Here is a 20,919-nt window from a genome sequence, read left to right on the forward strand (position 1 = left end):
TGATTCTTATGAATTTAAAAAATGACCAAATATTTAATTCATCTAAAATTAGTCAGCCCATAATTTTAAATTAAATTAGCGGAAACAATTAAATAATAATGTCTGTAAATAAAGAAATAAAACGAATTACTACTGAAACTTTACGTAAAATGAAGTTTGATGGTGATAAAATATCAATGCTAACAGCCTATGATTTTACAATGGCTACAATTGTAGATCATGCTGGGACAGAAGTAATTTTAGTTGGAGATTCTGCAGCAAATGTAATGGCTGGGCACGAAACAACTTTACCAATTACACTAGATCAAATGATTTATCATGCGCAATGTGTAGTTCGTGGTGCTAAACGTGCATTAGTTGTTGTTGATTTACCTTTTGGTACTTACCAATCAGATCCTCAGAAAGCATTAGAATCTTCAGTACGTATTATGAAAGAATCAGGTGCTCATGCTATAAAATTAGAAGGTGGTAAAGAGATTGAGGAATCTATTCGCCGCATTGTAAACGCTGGTATACCTGTAATGGGACATTTAGGTTTAACACCACAATCTATTTATCAATTTGGTTCTTATAAAGTAAGAGCAAAAGATGATGCTGAAGCTGAAAAATTACTTAGTGATGCAAAACTATTAGAAGAGTTAGGATGTTTTTCATTAGTAATGGAAAAAATTCCAGCTGGATTAGCTACTAAAGTTACAGAATCAATTTCAATCCCTACAATTGGAATCGGTGCAGGGAATGGTACAGACGGGCAAGTTTTAGTAGTACATGATATGTTAGGTTTAAATAACGAATTTAAACCAAAATTTGTACGCAAATATTTAAATTTAGAAGATCAAATCGTAAATGCAATTGGTCAATATGTACAAGATGTAAAATCTACAGATTTCCCAAATAGCAACGAACAATACTAATTTCGTTTTAAGCAGTATATTTTAGGTTTTTAATATTCTCTAATTTTCTTCATACTTTTGTATAAGAATTAGGTTTATTCAAAACCTAAATTTTTTTTTATAGCACAGCTTAATACAATGAATCCAGAAATTCTTTTCGAAGACAATCACTTACTAATTATCAATAAACGAGCAGGCGAACTTGCCCAAGGTGATGAGACAGGTGATGTTCCTTTAATTGATAGTTTAAAAGACTTCATCAAAAAACGTGATCAAAAACCAGGTAATGTATTTTTAGGCTTAGTGCATCGTTTAGATCGCCCAACTTCGGGTGTCATTATTTTTGCGAAAACTTCAAAAGCTTTAACTCGTATGAACGAGATGTTTCAAAAACGTGACATTGATAAGGTATACCGTGCAATTGTACAAAGCAAACCTCCGAAAGATTTTGAACGTTTAGAACATTACTTACGCAAAAATCCAAAGAACAATAAAACAACTGTCTTTAATAAACCGACGGGTGATGCTAAAAAAGCGATTCTGGAATATACGTATTTAGGTGCATTGGATTCTTTTCACTGTGTCGAAGTTAAATTATTTACAGGTCGTTCGCATCAAATTCGTTCACAATTAGCTGCCGTTGGGTGTCCAATCAAAGGCGATTTAAAATACGGAGCTAAACGTTCTAATCCAGACGGAAGTATTTGTTTACACGCGTACCGCATCACGTTTGAACATCCAGTTAAAAAAGAAGAAATGACTGTGATTGCTCCAGTTCCGAAGGATAAAATTTGGCAAGCAACCAATAAATTTAATGCGTAATTTTACGCCTTAATTCATTGCAATGAATACAGTATTTTATTTTATCATTTATCAGCTATCAAGATTACCTTTATCGGTACTTTATTGGTTTGCTGATTTCTTATATTTCTTGTTATACACCGTAATTGGGTACAGAAGAAATGTTATTAAAAATAATCTGCGCAATTGTTTTCCTGAAAAATCAGAACAAGAAATCAATCAGATTTACAAAGACTTTTATCGCTATTTCACAGATTACTTAGTAGAAACCTTAAAAGCATTTTCGATTACTCAAGAAGAATTGGACCAACGTCATACCTTTTCGAATATGGAAGCTTTTGCAGAAATTAAAGCAGAAGGTCGAAATGCCATGATGATGAATGGTCATGTTTTCAATTGGGAATGGTACATCAATTTAGGAAAATATATGCCGATTGATAACACTTGTGCAGTTTATCACAAAGTTAAAAATCCATTTTGGAACGAAAAGATCAATCTAATTCGTGAACGTTTTGGAACAATTACCATTGATATGAAGGATGTGCTTCGTTTTATGATGAAAGCACCCAACAATGGAAGTCACGTTTTCTTATTCGTAGCCGATCAAAGTCCAAAGAAAAGTGCTGTTCATTTCTGGACAAAATTCTTTAATCAAGATACACCTGCTTTTAATGGCTTTGAAAAAATTGCGATTCGAAAAAACATCGGTGTTGTTTATTGTAAGACCGAAAAAATAAAAAGAGGATATTATCATACGACTTTCGAACGTATGTATCCTGCAGATGGTGTTCAATTCAAAGAGAATGAAATCGTTGAACAATTTTTCACCAAATTAGAAAATCACATCAAAGAAGATCCAGCAAACTGGTTATGGAGCCATAAGCGTTGGAAGTATAAAAAAGAAGATTTCCAATGAAATTAGCCGTCGTTATATTAAACTGGAATGGTCGAAAACTCTTAGAAGAATTTCTACCATCAGTCGTTGCGCATACAAACAATGCTGAATTATATGTGATTGATAATGCCTCTACGGATAATTCAATTTCATTTTTAAATACACATTATCCTCAGATTAAAATTGTACAAAATCAAGGAAACTATGGTTTTGCTAAAGGTTATAATGAAGGATTAAAACATATTGATGCCGATATTTATTGTCTTTTAAATTCGGATGTTGAGGTCACAGCCAACTGGACAGAACCTATTTTAGAATTATTTAAAAAAGATGCATCCATTGCTGCCATTCAACCGAAGATTTTAGATTATAAAAATAAATCAAAATTCGAGTATGCAGGTGCTGGAGGTGGTTTTATCGATGAATTTGGTTATCCATTTTGTCGTGGACGTGTCTTTTTTGATTTAGAAGAAGACCAAGGGCAATACAACGATACAATCGAATGTTTTTGGGCAACAGGTGCCAGTTTATTTATTCGTCAAGAAGATTTCGTTCGTCAAAAAGGTTTCGATGAAGACTTTTTTGCCCATATGGAGGAAATTGATTTGTGTTGGCGTTTAAAAAATGATAATCGAAAGATTTACTATTGTGGACAATCTACCGTATACCATTTAGGTGGTGGAACCTTACAAAAAAACAATCCGAAAAAAACATATTTAAATTTCAGAAACTGTTTAAATATGTATCTGAAGAATTTACCAAAAGATCAGTTGTTTCCGATTATCTTCTCCCGATTATCCTTGGATGGTGTTTCAGCAATTGTATTCTTGTTCCAAAACGGATTCGGACATCTTTGGTCGATATTTATGTCACACATGCATTTTTACAGAGACTTCTCTAAAATGTATAAAAAACGTGGACCTCATCAGATTAGAAATTACGGATCGAAAAAATTAATTCCGGTTCAGTATTTCATTCAGAAAAGAAAAAAATACCAAGATTTAGAATAATTCTCAATACTCTGATTCAATGAATTAGAGTATTTTTTTGTTTAAATTTGAATAAACTATACAACTAATATGAAAAAGTTATTTGCAGCTACTCTCCTATTTTTTAGTGCATTCATTTTTGCACAAGATAAATTTGAAGTGACCTATATTACACGTATTATACTTCCAGCTGATTTCGAATTTCAAGCATCTGGCGGCAGAACTATGTCAAAAGATATGCAAGACGATTTTAAAAAAGCCTTGCAAGAACCACAAGAAAATACGTTAACCGTATTTGGTCAACAATCATTTTATAAAGCCGTAGAAAAAATCAGTAACGATCAAGAAGCTTCGATGGGACGTTCGCATATGAAATTTATGCGTTTCGGCGGAGATAATATCTATCAAGATTTGGCCAATGGAATCTATTATAAGGATCTAATGATTTCGGCAAAAGATTATACCATTAAAGATCAATTGAAACCATTTGATTGGAAATTAACGCGTGAGACAAAAACCATTTTAGGAAACGAAGCGCGCAAAGCCACATTAATGCAAAATGATCAAGAATTAACGGTTTGGTATGCCACTAAAATTCCGAATAAAACAGGACCAGAAAATTATTGGGGGTTACCAGGTTTAATTTTAGAAATTGAATCGCCCTTAGATCAAGGTTGGATTAAAGGGAAACGTATCATTACAATTGGAGATATTAAGCCAATAAATAACACCAAACCGATTGAAGCTCCAAAAGTAAAAACAACGATTACAGAAGTGGAATTCGAAAAATTAAAAGAAGAGCAACGTTTACGTGCTGAACAAATGAGAAATCAAGGTGTTGAAACCAAAAATTAAATACAAATTCTATACTCCGATTAAACTTATCGGAGTTTTTTTTGTCTTATTAATATAAAAATAATAAAGATAAATGAAAAAAATATTATTCCTTTCAGCTATAGTAATCTCGAGTTTAACATTTGCTCAACAAGAAAAAATTGAGGTGACTTATACTTCACGTTTAATTTTACCTGAAGACTTTACGTTTCAACCTCCAGGAGGTGGAAATGGCCGTCAGATGCCAAAAGAAATGATGGAACAAATGATGAAACGTATCCAAGAACCACAAGAATCTACGTTAACTATTTTTGGAGATCAATCCAATTATAAAGCGATTGAAAAAATCAGCAACGACCAACAAAATGGTGGCGGTCCAGGTGGACGTGGCGGAATGCGCATGATGCGTTTTGGTGGAAGCGATAATGTCTTTAAAAATATTTCTACAAAATCATACATGAAAGAAGTGAATATGATGTCAAAAACGTATACGGTAAAAGATGATTTACCAAATTTTGATTGGAAATTAACCCGAGAAACTCGTACTATTTTAGGAAACGAAGCACGTAAAGCGACAGCTGAAAAAGATGGTAAAGTGATTACGGCTTGGTATTCAACTAAAATTCCAGCAAAAAATGGACCTGAAAATTATTGGGGATTACCTGGTTTAATTTTGGAAGTTGAATCTGAAATTGAACAAGGTCCGATTAAAGGTAAAAAAATCATTGTAATATCTGATATCAAAACTTCTAATGATAAAAAAGCGATTGAAATGCCAAAAGCGAAAACAACGATTACAGAAGCAGAATATGAAAAATTACAAAAAGAACAACGCGAACGTTTTGAACAAATGCGTGATCAAGGAGTAAATCGTAGAGATTAATCCATTCTACTGTAAAAAATCTTCGTAATTTATTATATTTAACTTAAGTTCAATCTGATAAGACCTAAATTGGACTTTAATTTGATTATTCCTTATTGTAACTTAAAATACAACGACTATGAAAGCACTTATTATTGTTGATATGCAAAATGATTTTATGCCGGGTGGTGCACTTGCGGTACCTGAAGGAGATTTAATTATTGAACGCATCAATGAATTACAAAATAAATTTGAGTTAATCGTCGCAACTCAAGATTGGCATCCTGCGAATCATAAAAGTTTTGCGTCTCAACACGAAGGAAAAAATCCATTTGATGTAATTGAATTAAATGGATTACAGCAAACATTATGGCCTAATCACTGTATACAGGGCACAAAGGGAGCTGATTTCCATAAAGATTTAAATACAATCAAAGTAGAAGCTATTTTCAGAAAAGGCATGAATAGAGATATTGATTCTTACAGTGGTTTCTTTGATAATGGTCGAAAAAAATCTACAGGTTTAAATGGTTTTTTGAAAGAGCGAAATGTAACCTCGCTTTTTATATGCGGATTAGCATCAGATTATTGTGTGTATTATACTGCAATGGATGCACTTTCGTTAGGCTACCCTACTACAATTCTTGAAGGATCAACTAAACCAATCGATCCTATAAAGCTTGTTGATTTAAAAGAAAACTTTAAGCTAAAAGGAGGAAATGTTTCTACTTATATTTTGTAACGTTTCAATTAAAAATGTTACTAACTAATAAAAATACTATAATCATGAAAAAATTATTATTCACATTTGCATTAGGGTTAATATCAACTTCGTTCACTATTGCTCAAGATAATAAATCACAAAACATTGAAGCGACTTATATTAATGAAATAAAGTTGGATTATGAAGCTACAATGAAAACTATTCCGCAACAATTACGTTCGCAAGTTGGGGATTTATTAAAAGCTGAAATTGATGCAGGAATTTTTATGACTTATCATTTAAAATCAAATGGTAAAAATTCTTCTTTCAAATTAGAAGAAAAAATAAATAATTCTCAGAATTCAACTGGATTTATCGCACAACAAATGGCAGCAATGGACAAGCATCCATATTATAAAGATCTTTCTACAACACCATCTACTTATTATAAAGAAGTGGATGCTGGAGTTAAACAATATTTAATTAAAGAAGCACCTAACTTTAATTGGAAAACAACAAGAGAAAAAGCTGAAATCGCTGGTTATAAAGTGAATAAAGCAGAAGGTGTAATGATGGACTCTATTAAAGTAACAGCTTGGTATGCACCAGAAATTACTGTAAAAGATGGTCCACAAACTCTTTCTGGTTTACCTGGATTAATCATTAAAGCAGAATATGAATCGAGCAATGCTAAAATGATCTTTACGTTAAAAGAATTAAAAATATCTGATAAAGAACTTAAAGTAAACTTACCAACAAAAGGAACTCTAGTTTCTGAAAAAGAATTTATGGAAGAAATGCTTAAACTACAAGCACAATTTAAAGAAATGATGGGTGGTGGCGTAGATACCAACTAAAAATATAAACTCAATTAACCAATATAAATGAACAAACTACTCTACTTAATTTTATTTCAATTTTCATTTGTGACGATTTATGCACAGGACTGTAAATTGAAAGGAACTGTACTGAATGAAATTGGAATACCTATAAGCGATGCTTCTGTTTCAGTTTTTGATTCAAAAAATGAAGGGAAAGGTTTTGTATTCACCAATTCTGTTGGTGAGTTTGAGCTTACCTTACCATGTGACCAATCCTACGAAATCGAAATTGAACAGCCTGGATATGAAACTTTAATCAAAAAGGTGGAATTGAACGGTAACAAAAATGAAAAAATAAAATTAGTTAAAGGAACTGAATCTATTTCTTTACAAGAAACTATTATCAAAGCACAACAAGCCATAAAAATTAAAGGTGATACAGTTGAGTACGATGCAGATTCTTTTAAAGTTGGTAACGAAGAAGTTTTAGAAGACATCTTGAAAAAGCTTCCCGGGATAGAAGTTGAAAATGGAAAAGTTTATCACAAAGGAAAAGAAATTACAACCATTACTGTTGGTGGACGTGAAGTTCTTGGAGGAAACACTAAACTTCTTAATAAAAATTTACCTTCTGATGCAGTTTCTAAAATTCAATTAAATACAAAATTTAAATCTAATCCTTTTGCATCTTCCTTACAAGAGGACGAACAAGCTTCTTTGAATATTGAATTAAAAGATAATATGAAGCAATTGGTTTTTGGTAATGCAACTCTTGGTGGAGATGCTGATGAGCATGCCGATGCGCAGCTAAAAACATTCTATTTTTCTGAAAAAATGGACGCAACGGTAATTACCGATTTCAATACGTATGGAAAAGAAGTTTTTGACCGCGAAGATTACTTTAGCTTTTTTGGAGGCTTCTCTGAATTTAGTGCAGAGGGAAGTATTTATTCTTTAAGAGGCGGAAATTCAGCTTTAAACTTTGGTTCTAATACTAACGCGGCTGAGATGAACACTTTTAATGGTGCAGCTCACTTTGGATATGAGCCTAATAAAAAAGTAAAAGTTTCTGGATTTGGCTTAATTAATACTAACAATATCCGTTATAAATCTATTGCTGAACGTAAGTACAATGATGGATTTACTGAAAAAGATGAGTCTGAAAATAAAAATAATTTATTATCAGCTATGGGAAGATTACGTATTGATTGGAATCCTAACGATAAAGGTCAAGTTAAATATCGTTTAAATTTTAACTACACTGGTAACGATGATGAGCAAGGTGTAAACAGATTTAGAAACGATGAATTTGTAGGATTTAATAAAAATATTACTGATCGTAAAAATTACAGCATTAGCCAAACCTTATCTTATGTAAGAAAAGTAAAGAGAGATCATAACATCGGTTTCTATCTACGTCATCAATATCAGCAAGAAACTCCAAATCTTTTCATGGATTCTGAAGAGAAAATTTTTAATATTTTCAACAGTTCTCCATCCAATTCAGGACGATATTTAATCAATCAAGACCAAGAATATACAACTAATACATTCCAGTTGTATATGGTTTATAATCATTTAATCAATAATACAACTAACTTAAAATTAAAAGTTGGAACTAATTTCTCTATGCAAGATTTTAATAACAAAATCTATGATCAAGATATTTTAGTTATGCAAAGTTTGAATGGTACTAATATGGTTTCTAAAACAGATTTTGATTACAACGAAACTTTTGCTGATGCTACTTTAACAAAGAAAATAGGAAAATTTCAAGCAGATTTAGGAGCTGGAATATCATATTTTAATGAAAAAGCTAATTTTGTTGATGGTAAAAGTATAAACTTTGATGAAACTAAAGTCTTACCACATGCTAACCTGAAATACAACTTTAATAATGCAACAAGTATTTTTGCTAATTATAATCAAGCTTATAGCTATCCACATGCAAAAGACTTAACAGATTCTTATGTTTTACAAAATTATCGTTCTGTATTTAGAGGAAATAACGATCTAAGACAAGCGCTTACACATACAACATCGTTAAATTTTAGTCACTTTAATTCCTTTACTTTTTTCAATGTTTTTGCAAACCTAAGTTATACTCAACGCGAAAGAAGTATACAAACAGTTTCGCGTATGGATAAATTATTTTTAGATCCTACGGATGAATCTAAGTTTACCATTACACAAGAAAATAACTTGATTAACTCTGATTATGAAGAAAACTCATACAATGCTTCTTTAAATATTGGTAAACGTTTTTTCAAATGGTATAACATAAGATTTAATGCTAATGCATCATGGTCTGATTATTATACGTACACGAAAGGTTTAAATGATACTGATTTTGTACAAATCAATAATAAAAGCTTTAATCAAAATTATACATTGACAAATACTTTCACATTTAAGAAAAAAGTAGAACTAAAAGCAGGTTTAAATGCTTCTTTTAACAAATTTCAATCTCGTGTAGAACAAGAGTTTGCTAACTGGAGACCTTTTGGCGATATCGCATGGTCAGTAACTGACAAACTGTTGTTACAATCAGATTTTTCTTATAGATTACAATACCGTGATGGTGATCGTATTAATGAAGGAAAAGAATGGAATGCATCTATCCGATACAATGCCTTTAAGAAGACTTACATTACATTAGTTGGAGGTAATTTATTAGGTAATAATGTAATTGTTAATAACTCGTTTAATGACAATTATATTCAAACTACAACAACTGATGTTTTAGGACGCTATTTCTTGGTAAATTTAAGGTATAAGTTCTAAATTAAATATTATAATAAAGAAGAGGCTGTACTAGCCTCTTTTTTTATTCGTACCTTTAGAAAAATAGTTCCTTTTATGAAATTGACCTTAATTAAATTTTCTCTCTTTGTTTTTTCTCTAATCTTTATCAAAAAAATTGTATTCCCTGAATGGGAATTTAAAAAAGTAGATTTTAACTCTATCGAATTATTACTGTTAATTTTTACCTTAGGATTTTTATTTTATTATTGGATAAAAGTTGCGAAGAATAAAACTTTGGTTAAACGTATTTCTGTGCTATCATCATTACTAATTTGTACAATAATTCTTTGTCAAAATTTCACAATTTCACCTGATATTATCCGTAGAATTGTAGTAAATGATGAAGAGGAAATCCATATCCGTCCAAAAGACCCTTCTTATTGCTTGGGAGATTTAGACTATTGCATGGATTCTATTAAAGTTACGAAATATAAAATTTTCCAGAAAAAAGAAATAATGTAAACTTTCTAAATATAGAAAATAAAAAAGCCACTCCCTAAAGTGGCTTTTTTATTTTATTTAATATTATTTTTCTTGACCCATTGACGGTATTTATCTGCATTTTTTTTATGTTCTTCAAAAGTTTTTGCAAAACTATGGTATCCTGGTCGATCGGGATCCGCTGCAAAATAGATAAAGTCATGATCCGCAGGATTCAAGACTGCATCAATCATTTGTAAATTTGGTAAACATATTGGTGCCGGTGGTAATCCTTTATTTCTATAAGTGTTATATGCATTAGATGTCCACGTTAATTTTTTATAAACACGTTGTACTTTTTGATCAAAACCATTTTCTAATTTATATGCATATATAGAAGTTGGATCAGCTTCTAATCGCATATCAATAGCCAAACGATTTAAATAAGCCTTTGCTACTGCTTTTTGATCTTCCTCATGGTCTGAAGATTCTAACTGAACAATAGAAGCTAACGTAGTTACTTCTAATAGGGTCATGTTCATTGCTTTTGCTTTAGCTAAACGATCTTTGTTCCAAACTTTATTATATTGAGATTCTAAACGTTCAATTAATTTTTCTGGAGGTAATGACCAGTATACAAAATACGTTTCTGGAATAAAATATTGTTTTACTGTTTCTTCATTTAAAGTGGAATCTTTTTCTTTTGCCCAATCCATAATAGAATTAGCAAAAGCTGTAGAATCAATATTTAACTGTCTAGAAACAGATCCTACCATATGGTATAATGTTGGCTCGTTCTTAATGCGTAATTTTACTTCTTCTTGCTCGCCACCTTGTAAACGATCTATAATAGAAGCACTACTTTCATTTGCTAAAATTTTATACTTCCCAGGTTTTATGGTAGAAGGATAATCTGCCGATTCAGCATATTTTTTAAAATCTTCCACATTATTTAAGTAAGGTTTTATTGAATCTAAAACTTGTTCAAATTCTGCTCCACGAGGTATAAATACAAAACCATCTTTTGTAGCATTTCCTTTAAAACCTTTCACAAAATCACAACCTGTCAACGTAAAAATTGATATAATTGTGAATATTACTAACTTTTTAGTCATTGTTATATTTCAATTTCTCCTTCGAAAACACGAACTGCTGGCCCGTTAAGCCATACATTTTCAAAGGTATTATTTTTTTCCTCAAAATTCACAGATAATTTACCTCCTAATGCTTCTACATAAATGTTATTATTTTTAACAAATCCTCTTATATAAGAAGCAATTGCAGCAGCTGTAATACCAGTTCCACATGCCAAAGTTTCGTTCTCTACACCTCGCTCATATGTCCTAATTTTAAGCGATTGATTAGGCAAAATTTCTACAAAATTTACGTTACTACCTTCCTCGTAATAAGGAGAACCATTTCGTATTTTTTTACCCAAATTATAAACATCAACATCCTTTACGCTCTTAGTAAATTGCACATGATGAGGTGAACCTGTATTCATAAATAAATAACGATCATGATCTTCTACTTCTTTTACATCTATCATTTGTAAACGAATAGTATCTCCGTCTACCACAGCATGATGTAAACCATCAATTGCATTGAAAGTCATATTTTCATCTGTAACTTGTAAATCATGCGCAAAACGAACGATGCATCTTCCTCCATTCCCACACATTGTACTTTCATTCCCATCCGAATTGAAATAGACCATTCTAAAATTTGACGCTTGGTCATTTTCTAATAGGATTAATCCATCTCCACCTACACCAAAGTTTCGATTGCAAATTTTTTCAATTATATTTTTATCAATAGGAAAATCTTTTGTTCTATTATCGATCATCACAAAATCATTTCCAGCTCCTTGATATTTATAGAATTTAATTTTCACTGTGTTTAAATTTTATACAAAATAAACGAATTTTTACCACATTAAGTATTATTTATCATTTTTGACAAAATTGTTAAAAATGAGTTAAACCATTTGTAAATGTTAAAGTTTTGGTCTTAAATTTGAAATAGACAAATAATAAAAACTCAATTAATTTACTAATTAACAATAATGAAAAAATATACAAATTACATGTTAGTAGGACTGATGAGTTCTATGACAACATTAGGAGGATTTTACTTATTACAAGATAAAATTTCTAATGGACCATTAGTAACTAACGCCCAAGAAAAAAATGGAGATTTTGAATTTGTAGATTATAAAGGAAATTATAACTATAACGCTCCTAACTTTGTTGATGCTGCTAACAAAACTGTAAATACTGTAGTCGCAATCAACAATTTTCAAAACCAAACTCAAAAGCAAAGACAAATGGACCCTTTTGAATTTTTCTTTGGTTTTCCTGAGCAAAGACAACAACAGAAACAACAAGAAAATCAGCCTGTAGGTTCTGGTTCTGGTGTAATTGTATCTGCAGATGGTTACATCGTTACTAACAATCACGTTATAAAAGGTGCCAACAAAATTGAAGTAAAGTTAAATAATCAAAAAACATATACAGCAGATTTAATTGGTACAGATCCTAGTACAGATATAGCTTTATTAAAAATTGAAGATAAAGGTTTACCTTATATTAAATTTATTGATTCTGATATTATAAATGTTGGTGACTGGGTATTAGCTGTAGGGAATCCATTTGGTTTAAACTCTACTGTAACTGCCGGAATTGTTTCTGCCAAAGGAAGAAGTATTAATTTATTACGACAAAACTCTGATACGCCTATTGAGTCATTTATCCAAACGGATGCTGCCATTAATCCAGGAAACTCTGGAGGAGCTTTGGTTAATGCAAATGGAGATTTAATCGGTATTAATACAGCGATATCTTCTCCGACAGGTACATATGCAGGATATGGTTTTGCTGTTCCAGCTAATCTAGTTAAGAAAGTGATAGAAGATATCAAAAAATTTGGATTAGTACAAAGAGGATATTTAGGTGTACAAGGTTTTGATTTATCTGATGACCAAGCTGTAAAAGCTTTCAACTCTCAGGAAAAGAAAAATGTAAAATCAGGAAAAGGGGTTTATGTTACAAATGTAACTTCTAAAGGTTCTGCAATAGATGCGGGAATTAAAGAAGGTGACATTATTACCGCTGTAGATGGAAAAACAATTTCTACTTTCTCTAATTTATCATTTATAATTGGTAGTAAACGACCTGGAGATAAAGTCCAAGTAAAAGTGCTAAGAGATGGTAAGGAAAAGGATTTTACATTAGTATTAAAAGATGCGAAAGGGAATACTTCTACTCGAAGTAAAGCTGAATTATCACCAACAGAAATTTTAGGAGCAGATTTTGAGCCATTGACTGAAAAACAAAAAGATAATTTTGGAATAAACTATGGTGTAATGATCAAGAATTTACAACCATCAGGCAAATTAGCTGGAGCTGGTGTGCAAGAAGATTTTGTATTATTATCTATTAACGATAAAGAAATAAAATCTGAAGATGATGTTGAAAAAACACTTAAAAATCATAAAGGTAGAGTCTCAATAAAATTCGTTGACTATTACGGACGCGTATATACGAAAGGATTTACAATGGAATAATTTCATTTTATTTATCTATTCAAATTAAAATAAGGACAATTGAATACTCAATTGTCCTTATTTTTTTAAGTTACTTAAATTTATACTTATTAATTTTTTAATGTTTTAAATTGTAATTTTACATCATGAAAAAAATAATAGCATTATTTATATTTTTATGCGCTTTTAATTTACAAGCACAACAGAAAACAACACCATATTTTGTACTAAATGCAGGATATGAATATTGGAACGGGAATTACGGTAAACTAGGTACAGATTTATATCTTGTCCAAAGAAATGATAATATTATTTCTATGAATGCAAATGTAAATTTAGGATATATGAGAAATGAATTCAGAGCTATTCCAGAAATTGGTATTGGATATTTATTCAATTTCAGAAATAATTTGGGAAATCCATACTCAAGCAATATGAATTCAGCCTTTTATGTCGCTAGAGCTGATATATCGCCATGGACAATAACTCCGAAAATAGGAATTACTGTTTTAGGATTACTCGAATTTAATGCAGGTTATGCTTTTGAATTCAGAGAATATAAAAACTTTAAAGATATGAATGGTTTTAGAACTGGGTTTACCGTACACTTACCTACTCAACTTTTTTAGATTTTTTGTAAATCTTTTTAAGAGTTTTTAAATGAGAATATAGTTCGGATGTAGAAGCATTTTCATCAATAGCATTAAAGAAAAACATTCCCTTCTCTACATAAAATAGCATAGATTTTTCATGATCTACTATTTTAAAAGCATTAGTTATACCATTAATTTTATTTTCTACCCAAGAAATTTTACAATTATCAAAACTAAAAGTGTGTGTTTCGTTTCCTAACACATCTTCAAAATGCAATTCATTTTCTTCAACATATAGAATACCACTTCCCTGAAAAGTTTTCATTTTTAAAAATCTACCTTGTGGCTTACCTATATTATATCTTACAACCCATTTATTATCAATAGATGATGGTAGGGATTTAAATATTTCTAATGCACTTTTTTCTCTCACTTTTGCATCAGATATAGCAACCATAAAGAAAATTCCACAGAACAAAATAAAAATCACGAAAATTAAAAGTAATGAGATAAAAGCGGCCATAGTATAATATTTATTTTGTGAATTAAAGGTATAAAAAAACCTTTGATAATAATCAAAGGTTTTTTTAAATTTTATGCGATATTATATACTTGTATTAATATCAAAAGCTTCTAAATATTCTGCTACGCGTTTTACAAACATTCCTCCTAAAGCACCATCCACAACTCTATGATCATAAGCATGTGATAAGTACATTTTATGGCGAATACCAATTACATCACCAGTTGGAGTTTCAATTACCGCAGGTTTCTTTACAATTGCTCCTACAGCTAAAATTGCAACTTGTGGTTGAGGTATAATTGGTGTTCCTAAAACATTTCCAAATGTCCCGATATTAGTTATAGTATAAGTACCTCCTTGGATATCTGTTGGTTTTAATTTATTATTACGAGAACGCACAGCTAAATCATTAACTTGCTTTGCTAACCCTGCTAAATTAAATTGATCAGCATTTTTAATTACAGGAACTATTAAATTACCTGATGGTAAAGCCGCCGCCATACCTATATTAATATTTTTCTTCTTGATGATTTTATCTCCGTCAACTGAAACATTAATCATTGGGAAATCTTGTATAGCTCTAGTAACAGCATCAATGAAAATTGGCATATAAGTTATTTTATCCCCATGCTTTTTTTCGAAATCCTTTTTATTTTTTTCTCTCCAAAGTACAATATTAGTAACATCGACTTCAACAAACGAAGTAACGTGCGGAGCAACTTGTTTAGCAGAGACCATATTTTGCGCAATTAATTTACGCATACGATCCATCTCTATGATTTCATCTTCTCCACTGCTAATTGTAGTAGGTTTAGATACAATTGTAGAAGGCTCAATATTCTGTTTTTGTTCTACCGCTATTTTTTCTGAAGTTAGTACAGGTTTAGAAGATCTATTATCTTTATATTTTAATATATCTTCCTTAGTTACTCTACCCATAGCTCCACTACCAATAAGATTATCTAACTCAGCATCAGAAATACCTTCTTCTTTTGCAATAGACCTAACTAAAGGCGAATAAAATTTTTCTGATTTAAAATTATCATCAGATGATAAAGATTCTTTAACGGTATCTATTTCTTTCTGAATTTCTTTTACGGCCTCCAAATCTTCCTCTGGCTGTATATTTGCTGATATTTCGTTAGTTGCAATACCATCAACAGATAATATAGCTATCGCCTCTCCAACTTTTGCAATCCCATCTATTGGTACTAAAATTTCTTTCAAAATTCCTGCGACTGGAGATGGAACATCAGAATCTACTTTATCAGTTGCAATTTCTACAACTGACTCATCTTCTGAGATTGAATCACCAATATTTTTTAACCAATTGGTTACTGTAGCTTCCATGACACCTTCACCCATCGAAGGTAAAATTAATTTATAGTCAGACATATAGAGTTTTTTGCTTGATATACAAATCTAATCAATTTTTTAAATTGTCAAACATATCATTAAAAATAAATTAGACTCTAAATTATGGATATAATAATTTTAACAATTGTATAATCACTATTTTATAAATATTTATTATAAATATCCGTGATAATTATCAATCTCATAATATGATAATAAGAAAAAGCCGTTGGATATAATCCAACGGCTTTTATTTGTAAGAAACTTAATTAATTAAGCTTCGTAGTTTGCTGTTCCGTTTTGTTGAGGTTGTTTAATCTCACCAAAAGTTTTTTCGAATGTAGCTACGTTTTCTGCTAATGAACCAGCTAATTGCTTAGCTTGTAAAGGAGATAAGATAATACGTGATTTTACGCTTGGTCTTGCACCTGGCATAAATTGTACGAAATCTACAACGAACTCAGATGCTGAGTGGTTGATGATTGCTCCTGTTGCATAAACACCTTGAGCTACTAATTCGTTTAACTCAATGTTTAATCCTTCGTTTTGTTGATTTTCTGACATTATAATTCTTGTTTTGCGTTTATTAATTCTTCGTATTCTCGGTTGGATCCTACGATGATATCTTGGTATTCTTGAAGACCTGTTCCAGCTGGAATTAGGTGACCAACAATTACATTTTCTTTTAATCCTTTTAAGTGATCTACTTTACCAGCAACTGCAGCTTCGTTTAAGACTTTAGTTGTTTCCTGGAATGATGCCGCAGACATAAATGATTTAGTTTGTAACGATGCTCTTGTAATACCTTGTAAAACTGCTTCTGCAGTTGCAGGCATTGCTTCGCGTGCTATAACTAAAGTTTTATCTTCACGTTTTAACTTAGAGTTTTCATCACGTAATTCTCTTGCTGAAATGATTTGTCCTGGTTTCAATGTATCAGATTCACCTGAATCTTCAACTACTTTCATACCAAATAAACGGTCGTTTTCTGCCATGAAATCGTCTTTATGCTCTAAGCTATCTTCTAAGAAACGAGTATCTCCAGAATCAACAATTCTTACTTTACGTAACATCTGACGAACAATAATTTCAAAGTGTTTGTCATCAATTTTTACCCCTTGTAAACGGTATACATCTTGAATTTCATTTACTAAGTACTCTTGAACCGCTGTAGGTCCTAAGATTTTTAAGATATCTTCTGGTGTTGTTGCACCATCTGATAACGGTTCACCTGCACGAATAAAGTCATTTTCTTGAACTAAAATTTGTGCTGATAATTTTACTAAGTAACGACGAATTTCACCGTTTTTAGATTCAATAATGATCTCACGGTTACCACGTTTAATTTTACCAAAAGATACAACTCCATCCATCTCACAAACTACTGCTGGATTTGATGGGTTACGTGCTTCTAATAATTCTGTAATACGTGGTAAACCTCCTGTAATATCTCCAGATTTTGCAGATTTACGAGGGATTTTAACTAAAACTTTACCAGCTTTAATTTTATCACCATCATTAACCATTAAATGGGCACCCACAGGTAAGTTATATGTTTTCTCTTCTCCATCCGAAGTGATTACACGTAAACCTGGAACTAACTTCTTGTTACGAGAATCAGAGATAACTTTCTCTTGGAATCCAGTTTGCTCATCAATCTCAATTTGGAAAGTAACCCCTTGTTCTAGTTGTTCGTATTCGATTCTACCTGTAGATTCAGCAACTATTACACCATTATAAGGATCCCAGTTTCCAATTTCTTGACCTTTTTCAACTTTAGTTCCGTTATCAACTAATAAAATTGTACCGTAAGCGATATTTGTTGTTTGACGAACATTACCTAACTCATCAATCAATTTCATCTCAGTTGAACGAGAGACTACAATATCAACAACATTACCTTCTGCATCTTCCGATTGAACAGTACGTAAATCATCAAATTCTAAGAAACCATCTGCTTTAGCTAATAAAGAGTTTTGCTCAGAAACGTTTCCGGCAGTACCCCCTACGTGGAAAGTACGTAATGTTAACTGTGTACCTGGCTCACCAATAGATTGTGCAGCAACTACACCTACAGATTCACCTTTTTGTACTCCATGACCTGTTGCCAAGTTACGACCATAACATTTAGCACAAATTCCTGTTTTAGCTTCACATGTTAAAGGAGAACGAACTTCTACAACCTCGATTCCAGAATCTTCGATTGCATCCGCAATTTCTTCAACGATAATTTCACCCGCAGAAACAATTAATTCGTTTGTATCAGGATTTACTACATCTACTAAAGAAGTACGTCCTAAAACGCGAGAAGATAAACTTTCAATAGTTTCCTCTTTTTTCTTAAGTGCAGTAACTTCTAAACCTCTTAAAGTTCCACAATCTTTGTGCATTACGATAACGTCTTGCGCAACATCAACTAAACGACGAGTTAAGTAACCAGCATCGGCAGTTTTTAGGGCAGTATCGGCAAGACCTTTACGTGCACCGTGCGAAGAAATAAAGTATTCTAAGATCGTTAATCCTTCACGGAAGTTAGACATAATTGGGTTTTCAATGATATCCCCTCCTGAAGAACCTGCCTTCTGAGGTTTTGCCATTAAACCACGCATACCAGATAACTGACGAATTTGCTCTTTAGATCCACGTGCTCCAGAATCAAGCATCATAAATACTGAGTTAAATCCTTGTTGATCTTCTGTCATACGTTTCATTACAATTTCCGTTAAAGTTGCATTGGTAGTTGTCCAAACATCAATTACTTGGTTGTAACGTTCGTTATTTGTAATAAGACCCATGTTATAGTTCATCTTAATATTCTCTACTTGAGAAATTGCGTTAGCTATAAGGTCTTTTTTCTGTTCTGGGATAAGGATATCACCTAAAGAGAATGATAAACCACCTTCAAAGGCATTACGGTATCCTAACTCTTTCATGTCGTCAAGGAACGCAGCCGTTGTAGGGAAATCAGTAATCTTGATGATTTTGTTGATAATAGTACGTAACGATTTTTTCGTTAATACTTCATTGATGAAACCTACTTGTTTAGGAACGATTTGGTTAAATAACACACGTCCAACAGAAGTTTCGATCATTTGATTTTCAACTAATTCTTCTCCAACACGGATAGTACCTTTTACACGAATTGGCGCATTTAAATCAACTGCTTTTTCGTTGTAAGCGATTTGTACTTCTTCGTCAGAATAGAATGTTAATCCTTCACCTTTTACTGTAAATTGGTGGTCAGTACGACGAATTTTCGTCATGTAGTACAGACCTAAAACCATATCCTGAGATGGTACAGTAATCGGAGATCCATTTGCTGGATTTAAGATATTTTGAGAAGCTAACATTAATAATTGTGCTTCTAAAACAGCTTCTGGTCCTAATGGTAAGTGAACGGCCATCTGGTCACCATCGAAATCGGCATTAAAGGCAGTACACACTAATGGGTGTAAACGAATCGCTTTACCTTCAATTAATTTCGGTTGGAATGCTTGGATACCTAAACGGTGTAACGTTGGGGCACGGTTTAATAAAACTGGGTGACCTTTAATTACATTTTCTAAAATATCCCAAACAACTGGCTCTTTTCTATCGATAATTTTCTTAGCCGATTTAACTGTCTTAACAATTCCACGCTCGATTAATTTACGAACAACGAATGGTTTATACAATTCAGCAGCCATATCTTTAGGTAAACCACATTCATGTAATTTTAAAGTCGGGCCAACAACAATTACAGAACGAGCAGAATAATCCACACGTTTCCCTAATAAGTTTTGACGGAAACGACCTTGTTTACCTTTTAATGAGTCAGATAATGATTTTAACGGACGGTTACCATCAGCTTTAACAGCAGATGCTTTACGTGTATTATCGAATAATGAATCAACTGCCTCTTGTAACATACGTTTCTCATTACGTAAGATTACCTCTGGCGCTTTGATTTCCATTAATCGTTTTAAACGATTGTTACGGATAATTACACGACGGTATAAATCATTTAAATCTGAAGTTGCAAAACGACCTCCATCTAATGGAACTAATGGACGTAATTCTGGTGGAATAACCGGAATAACGCGCATTACCATCCATTCTGGGCGGTTTACGTGATGCATATTTGATTCACGTAACGACTCAACAACTTGTAAACGCTTTAACGCTTCGGTACGACGTTGTTTTGAAGTTTCGTGGTGTGCTTTATGTCTAAGCTCATAAGATAACTCATCTAAATTAACTCTAGATAATAAATCTTCTAAAGCTTCAGCTCCCATTTTCGCAACGAATTTGTTAGGATCTGTATCTTCTAAATATTGATTTTCAATCGGAAGAGTTTCTAAGATATCTAGGTACTCTTCTTCTGATAAGAAATCTAATTTATTTAATTCTTCCCCTTCTAAACCTTTTGCAATACCTGGTTGAATCACTACGTATCTTTCGTAGTAAATTACCATATCTAATTTCTTAGAAGGTAATCCTAAGATGTAACCAATTTTATTAGGAAGTGAACGGAAATACCAAATGTGTGCAATTGGCACAACTAAGTTGATGTGTCCAATACGCTCACGACGAACTTTCTTTTCTGTAACTTCAACCCCACAACGGTCACAAACGATACCTTTATAACGGATTCTTTTATATTTTCCGCAGGCACATTCGTAATCTTTTACAGGTCCAAAGATACGCTCACAGAATAACCCGTCACGCTCTGGTTTGTGCGTTCTATAGTTAATCGTTTCAGGTTTTAAAACTTCACCTTTAGATTCTTGAAGAATCGATTCTGGAGAAGCTAACCCGATACGAATTTTTGAGAATTGACTTGTTTTATTTTTTGTTGACATATAGAAATGTATCTAACAATTATATTATAGTAACGAAAA

The 20,919-nt window shown here is 32.0% G+C and carries 18 protein-coding genes; 12 read left to right on the forward strand and 6 right to left on the reverse strand.

All coding sequences use genetic code 11. The features are described 5' to 3' along the window. Positions 1–98 precede the first annotated feature (98 nt). From panB to IM532_RS08620, 10 genes are all read left to right on the forward strand, one after another. Positions 99–914, forward strand: coding sequence for a 3-methyl-2-oxobutanoate hydroxymethyltransferase (panB, locus tag IM532_RS08575; protein ID WP_194183044.1), 816 nt, complete (start codon positions 99–101; stop codon positions 912–914). A 117-nt stretch (positions 915–1,031) separates the two neighbouring features. After that, positions 1,032–1,715, forward strand: coding sequence for an RluA family pseudouridine synthase (locus tag IM532_RS08580; protein ID WP_194183045.1), 684 nt, complete (start codon positions 1,032–1,034; stop codon positions 1,713–1,715). A 22-nt stretch (positions 1,716–1,737) separates the two neighbouring features. Further along, positions 1,738–2,610 carry a lysophospholipid acyltransferase family protein gene (locus tag IM532_RS08585; protein ID WP_194183046.1) on the forward strand — a complete coding sequence of 291 codons (873 nt, stop codon included), beginning with the start codon at positions 1,738–1,740 and terminating at the stop codon, positions 2,608–2,610. Beyond that, positions 2,607–3,599, forward strand: coding sequence for a glycosyltransferase family 2 protein (locus IM532_RS08590; protein WP_194183047.1), 993 nt, complete (start codon positions 2,607–2,609; stop codon positions 3,597–3,599). Before IM532_RS08585 ends, IM532_RS08590 begins: the two co-directional genes overlap by 4 nt. 69 nt (positions 3,600–3,668) lie before the next feature. Further along, on the forward strand, positions 3,669–4,433 hold the full coding sequence (locus IM532_RS08595) for a GLPGLI family protein (RefSeq protein WP_194183048.1): 765 nt from the start codon (positions 3,669–3,671) through the stop codon (positions 4,431–4,433). Between the two features lie 73 nt (positions 4,434–4,506). Further along, entirely contained in the window at positions 4,507–5,295 is a 789-nt protein-coding gene (locus IM532_RS08600) for a GLPGLI family protein (protein WP_194183049.1), read from the forward strand. A 118-nt stretch (positions 5,296–5,413) separates the two neighbouring features. Further along, a complete protein-coding gene (pncA, locus tag IM532_RS08605; RefSeq protein WP_194183050.1) occupies positions 5,414–6,016 on the forward strand; it encodes a bifunctional nicotinamidase/pyrazinamidase in 603 nt (200 codons plus the stop codon). A gap of 44 nt (positions 6,017–6,060) precedes the next feature. Then, on the forward strand, positions 6,061–6,834 hold the full coding sequence (locus IM532_RS08610; RefSeq protein ID WP_194183051.1) for a GLPGLI family protein: 774 nt from the start codon (positions 6,061–6,063) through the stop codon (positions 6,832–6,834). Between the two features lie 27 nt (positions 6,835–6,861). Beyond that, positions 6,862–9,582, forward strand: coding sequence for an outer membrane beta-barrel protein (locus IM532_RS08615; RefSeq protein ID WP_194183052.1), 2,721 nt, complete (start codon positions 6,862–6,864; stop codon positions 9,580–9,582). A gap of 75 nt (positions 9,583–9,657) precedes the next feature. Further along, entirely contained in the window at positions 9,658–10,065 is a 408-nt protein-coding gene (locus tag IM532_RS08620; RefSeq protein ID WP_194183053.1) for a hypothetical protein, read from the forward strand. Positions 10,066–10,118: 53 nt separating this feature from the next. Here IM532_RS08620 and mltG read toward each other — a convergent pair whose 3' ends face one another. Both mltG and dapF read right to left on the reverse strand, forming a co-directional pair. Next, the gene (gene mltG, locus IM532_RS08625) at positions 10,119–11,138 is read right to left on the reverse strand and encodes an endolytic transglycosylase MltG (protein WP_194183054.1); all 1,020 of its coding nucleotides are present in this window, start codon (positions 11,136–11,138) and stop codon (positions 10,119–10,121) included. A 2-nt stretch (positions 11,139–11,140) separates the two neighbouring features. Beyond that, positions 11,141–11,911: a diaminopimelate epimerase gene (gene dapF, locus IM532_RS08630; RefSeq protein WP_317173003.1), complete on the reverse strand. Its 771-nt coding sequence runs from the start codon at positions 11,909–11,911 to the stop codon at positions 11,141–11,143. Between the two features lie 177 nt (positions 11,912–12,088). Between dapF and IM532_RS08635 the strand changes: the two genes are divergently transcribed. Both IM532_RS08635 and IM532_RS08640 read left to right on the forward strand, forming a co-directional pair. Then, positions 12,089–13,588: a Do family serine endopeptidase gene (locus IM532_RS08635; RefSeq protein ID WP_194183056.1), complete on the forward strand. Its 1,500-nt coding sequence runs from the start codon at positions 12,089–12,091 to the stop codon at positions 13,586–13,588. A gap of 125 nt (positions 13,589–13,713) precedes the next feature. Next, positions 13,714–14,196, forward strand: a complete 483-nt coding sequence (locus tag IM532_RS08640; protein WP_194183057.1) for a hypothetical protein — start codon at positions 13,714–13,716, stop codon at positions 14,194–14,196. On the opposite strand, the gene IM532_RS08645 is transcribed toward IM532_RS08640, so the two are convergent. The 4 genes from IM532_RS08645 to rpoC all read right to left on the reverse strand — a co-directional run bounded on the left by IM532_RS08645 (position 14,180) and on the right by rpoC (position 20,880). Further along, positions 14,180–14,683 (reverse strand): hypothetical protein, encoded by a 504-nt coding sequence (locus IM532_RS08645; protein ID WP_194183058.1) that lies wholly within the window; start codon positions 14,681–14,683, stop codon positions 14,180–14,182. The genes IM532_RS08640 and IM532_RS08645 overlap by 17 nt on opposite strands. A gap of 81 nt (positions 14,684–14,764) precedes the next feature. Beyond that, entirely contained in the window at positions 14,765–16,078 is a 1,314-nt protein-coding gene (locus IM532_RS08650) for a dihydrolipoamide acetyltransferase family protein (protein WP_194183059.1), read from the reverse strand. A 234-nt stretch (positions 16,079–16,312) separates the two neighbouring features. Next, on the reverse strand, positions 16,313–16,603 hold the full coding sequence (locus IM532_RS08655; protein ID WP_194183060.1) for a DUF3467 domain-containing protein: 291 nt from the start codon (positions 16,601–16,603) through the stop codon (positions 16,313–16,315). After that, the gene (gene rpoC / locus IM532_RS08660; RefSeq protein ID WP_194183061.1) at positions 16,603–20,880 is read right to left on the reverse strand and encodes a DNA-directed RNA polymerase subunit beta'; all 4,278 of its coding nucleotides are present in this window, start codon (positions 20,878–20,880) and stop codon (positions 16,603–16,605) included. The genes IM532_RS08655 and rpoC overlap by 1 nt, the downstream gene beginning before the upstream one ends. Positions 20,881–20,919 lie beyond the last annotated feature (39 nt).

This window comes from Faecalibacter rhinopitheci (genome assembly GCF_015234135.1).
GTDB lineage: Bacteria > Bacteroidota > Bacteroidia > Flavobacteriales > Weeksellaceae > Empedobacter > Empedobacter rhinopitheci.

Coding starts and splice junctions, on each gene's coding strand:
- panB (WP_194183044.1), top strand. CDS start 99: ATGTCTGTAAATAAAGAAATAAAACGAATTACTACTGAAACTTTACGT.
- IM532_RS08580 (WP_194183045.1), top strand. CDS start 1,032: ATGAATCCAGAAATTCTTTTCGAAGACAATCACTTACTAATTATCAAT.
- IM532_RS08585 (WP_194183046.1), top strand. CDS start 1,738: ATGAATACAGTATTTTATTTTATCATTTATCAGCTATCAAGATTACCT.
- IM532_RS08590 (WP_194183047.1), top strand. CDS start 2,607: ATGAAATTAGCCGTCGTTATATTAAACTGGAATGGTCGAAAACTCTTA.
- IM532_RS08595 (WP_194183048.1), top strand. CDS start 3,669: ATGAAAAAGTTATTTGCAGCTACTCTCCTATTTTTTAGTGCATTCATT.
- IM532_RS08600 (WP_194183049.1), top strand. CDS start 4,507: ATGAAAAAAATATTATTCCTTTCAGCTATAGTAATCTCGAGTTTAACA.
- pncA (WP_194183050.1), top strand. CDS start 5,414: ATGAAAGCACTTATTATTGTTGATATGCAAAATGATTTTATGCCGGGT.
- IM532_RS08610 (WP_194183051.1), top strand. CDS start 6,061: ATGAAAAAATTATTATTCACATTTGCATTAGGGTTAATATCAACTTCG.
- IM532_RS08615 (WP_194183052.1), top strand. CDS start 6,862: ATGAACAAACTACTCTACTTAATTTTATTTCAATTTTCATTTGTGACG.
- IM532_RS08620 (WP_194183053.1), top strand. CDS start 9,658: ATGAAATTGACCTTAATTAAATTTTCTCTCTTTGTTTTTTCTCTAATC.
- mltG (WP_194183054.1), bottom strand. CDS start 11,138: ATGACTAAAAAGTTAGTAATATTCACAATTATATCAATTTTTACGTTG.
- IM532_RS08635 (WP_194183056.1), top strand. CDS start 12,089: ATGAAAAAATATACAAATTACATGTTAGTAGGACTGATGAGTTCTATG.
- IM532_RS08640 (WP_194183057.1), top strand. CDS start 13,714: ATGAAAAAAATAATAGCATTATTTATATTTTTATGCGCTTTTAATTTA.
- IM532_RS08645 (WP_194183058.1), bottom strand. CDS start 14,683: ATGGCCGCTTTTATCTCATTACTTTTAATTTTCGTGATTTTTATTTTG.
- IM532_RS08650 (WP_194183059.1), bottom strand. CDS start 16,078: ATGTCTGACTATAAATTAATTTTACCTTCGATGGGTGAAGGTGTCATG.
- IM532_RS08655 (WP_194183060.1), bottom strand. CDS start 16,603: ATGTCAGAAAATCAACAAAACGAAGGATTAAACATTGAGTTAAACGAA.
- rpoC (WP_194183061.1), bottom strand. CDS start 20,880: ATGTCAACAAAAAATAAAACAAGTCAATTCTCAAAAATTCGTATCGGG.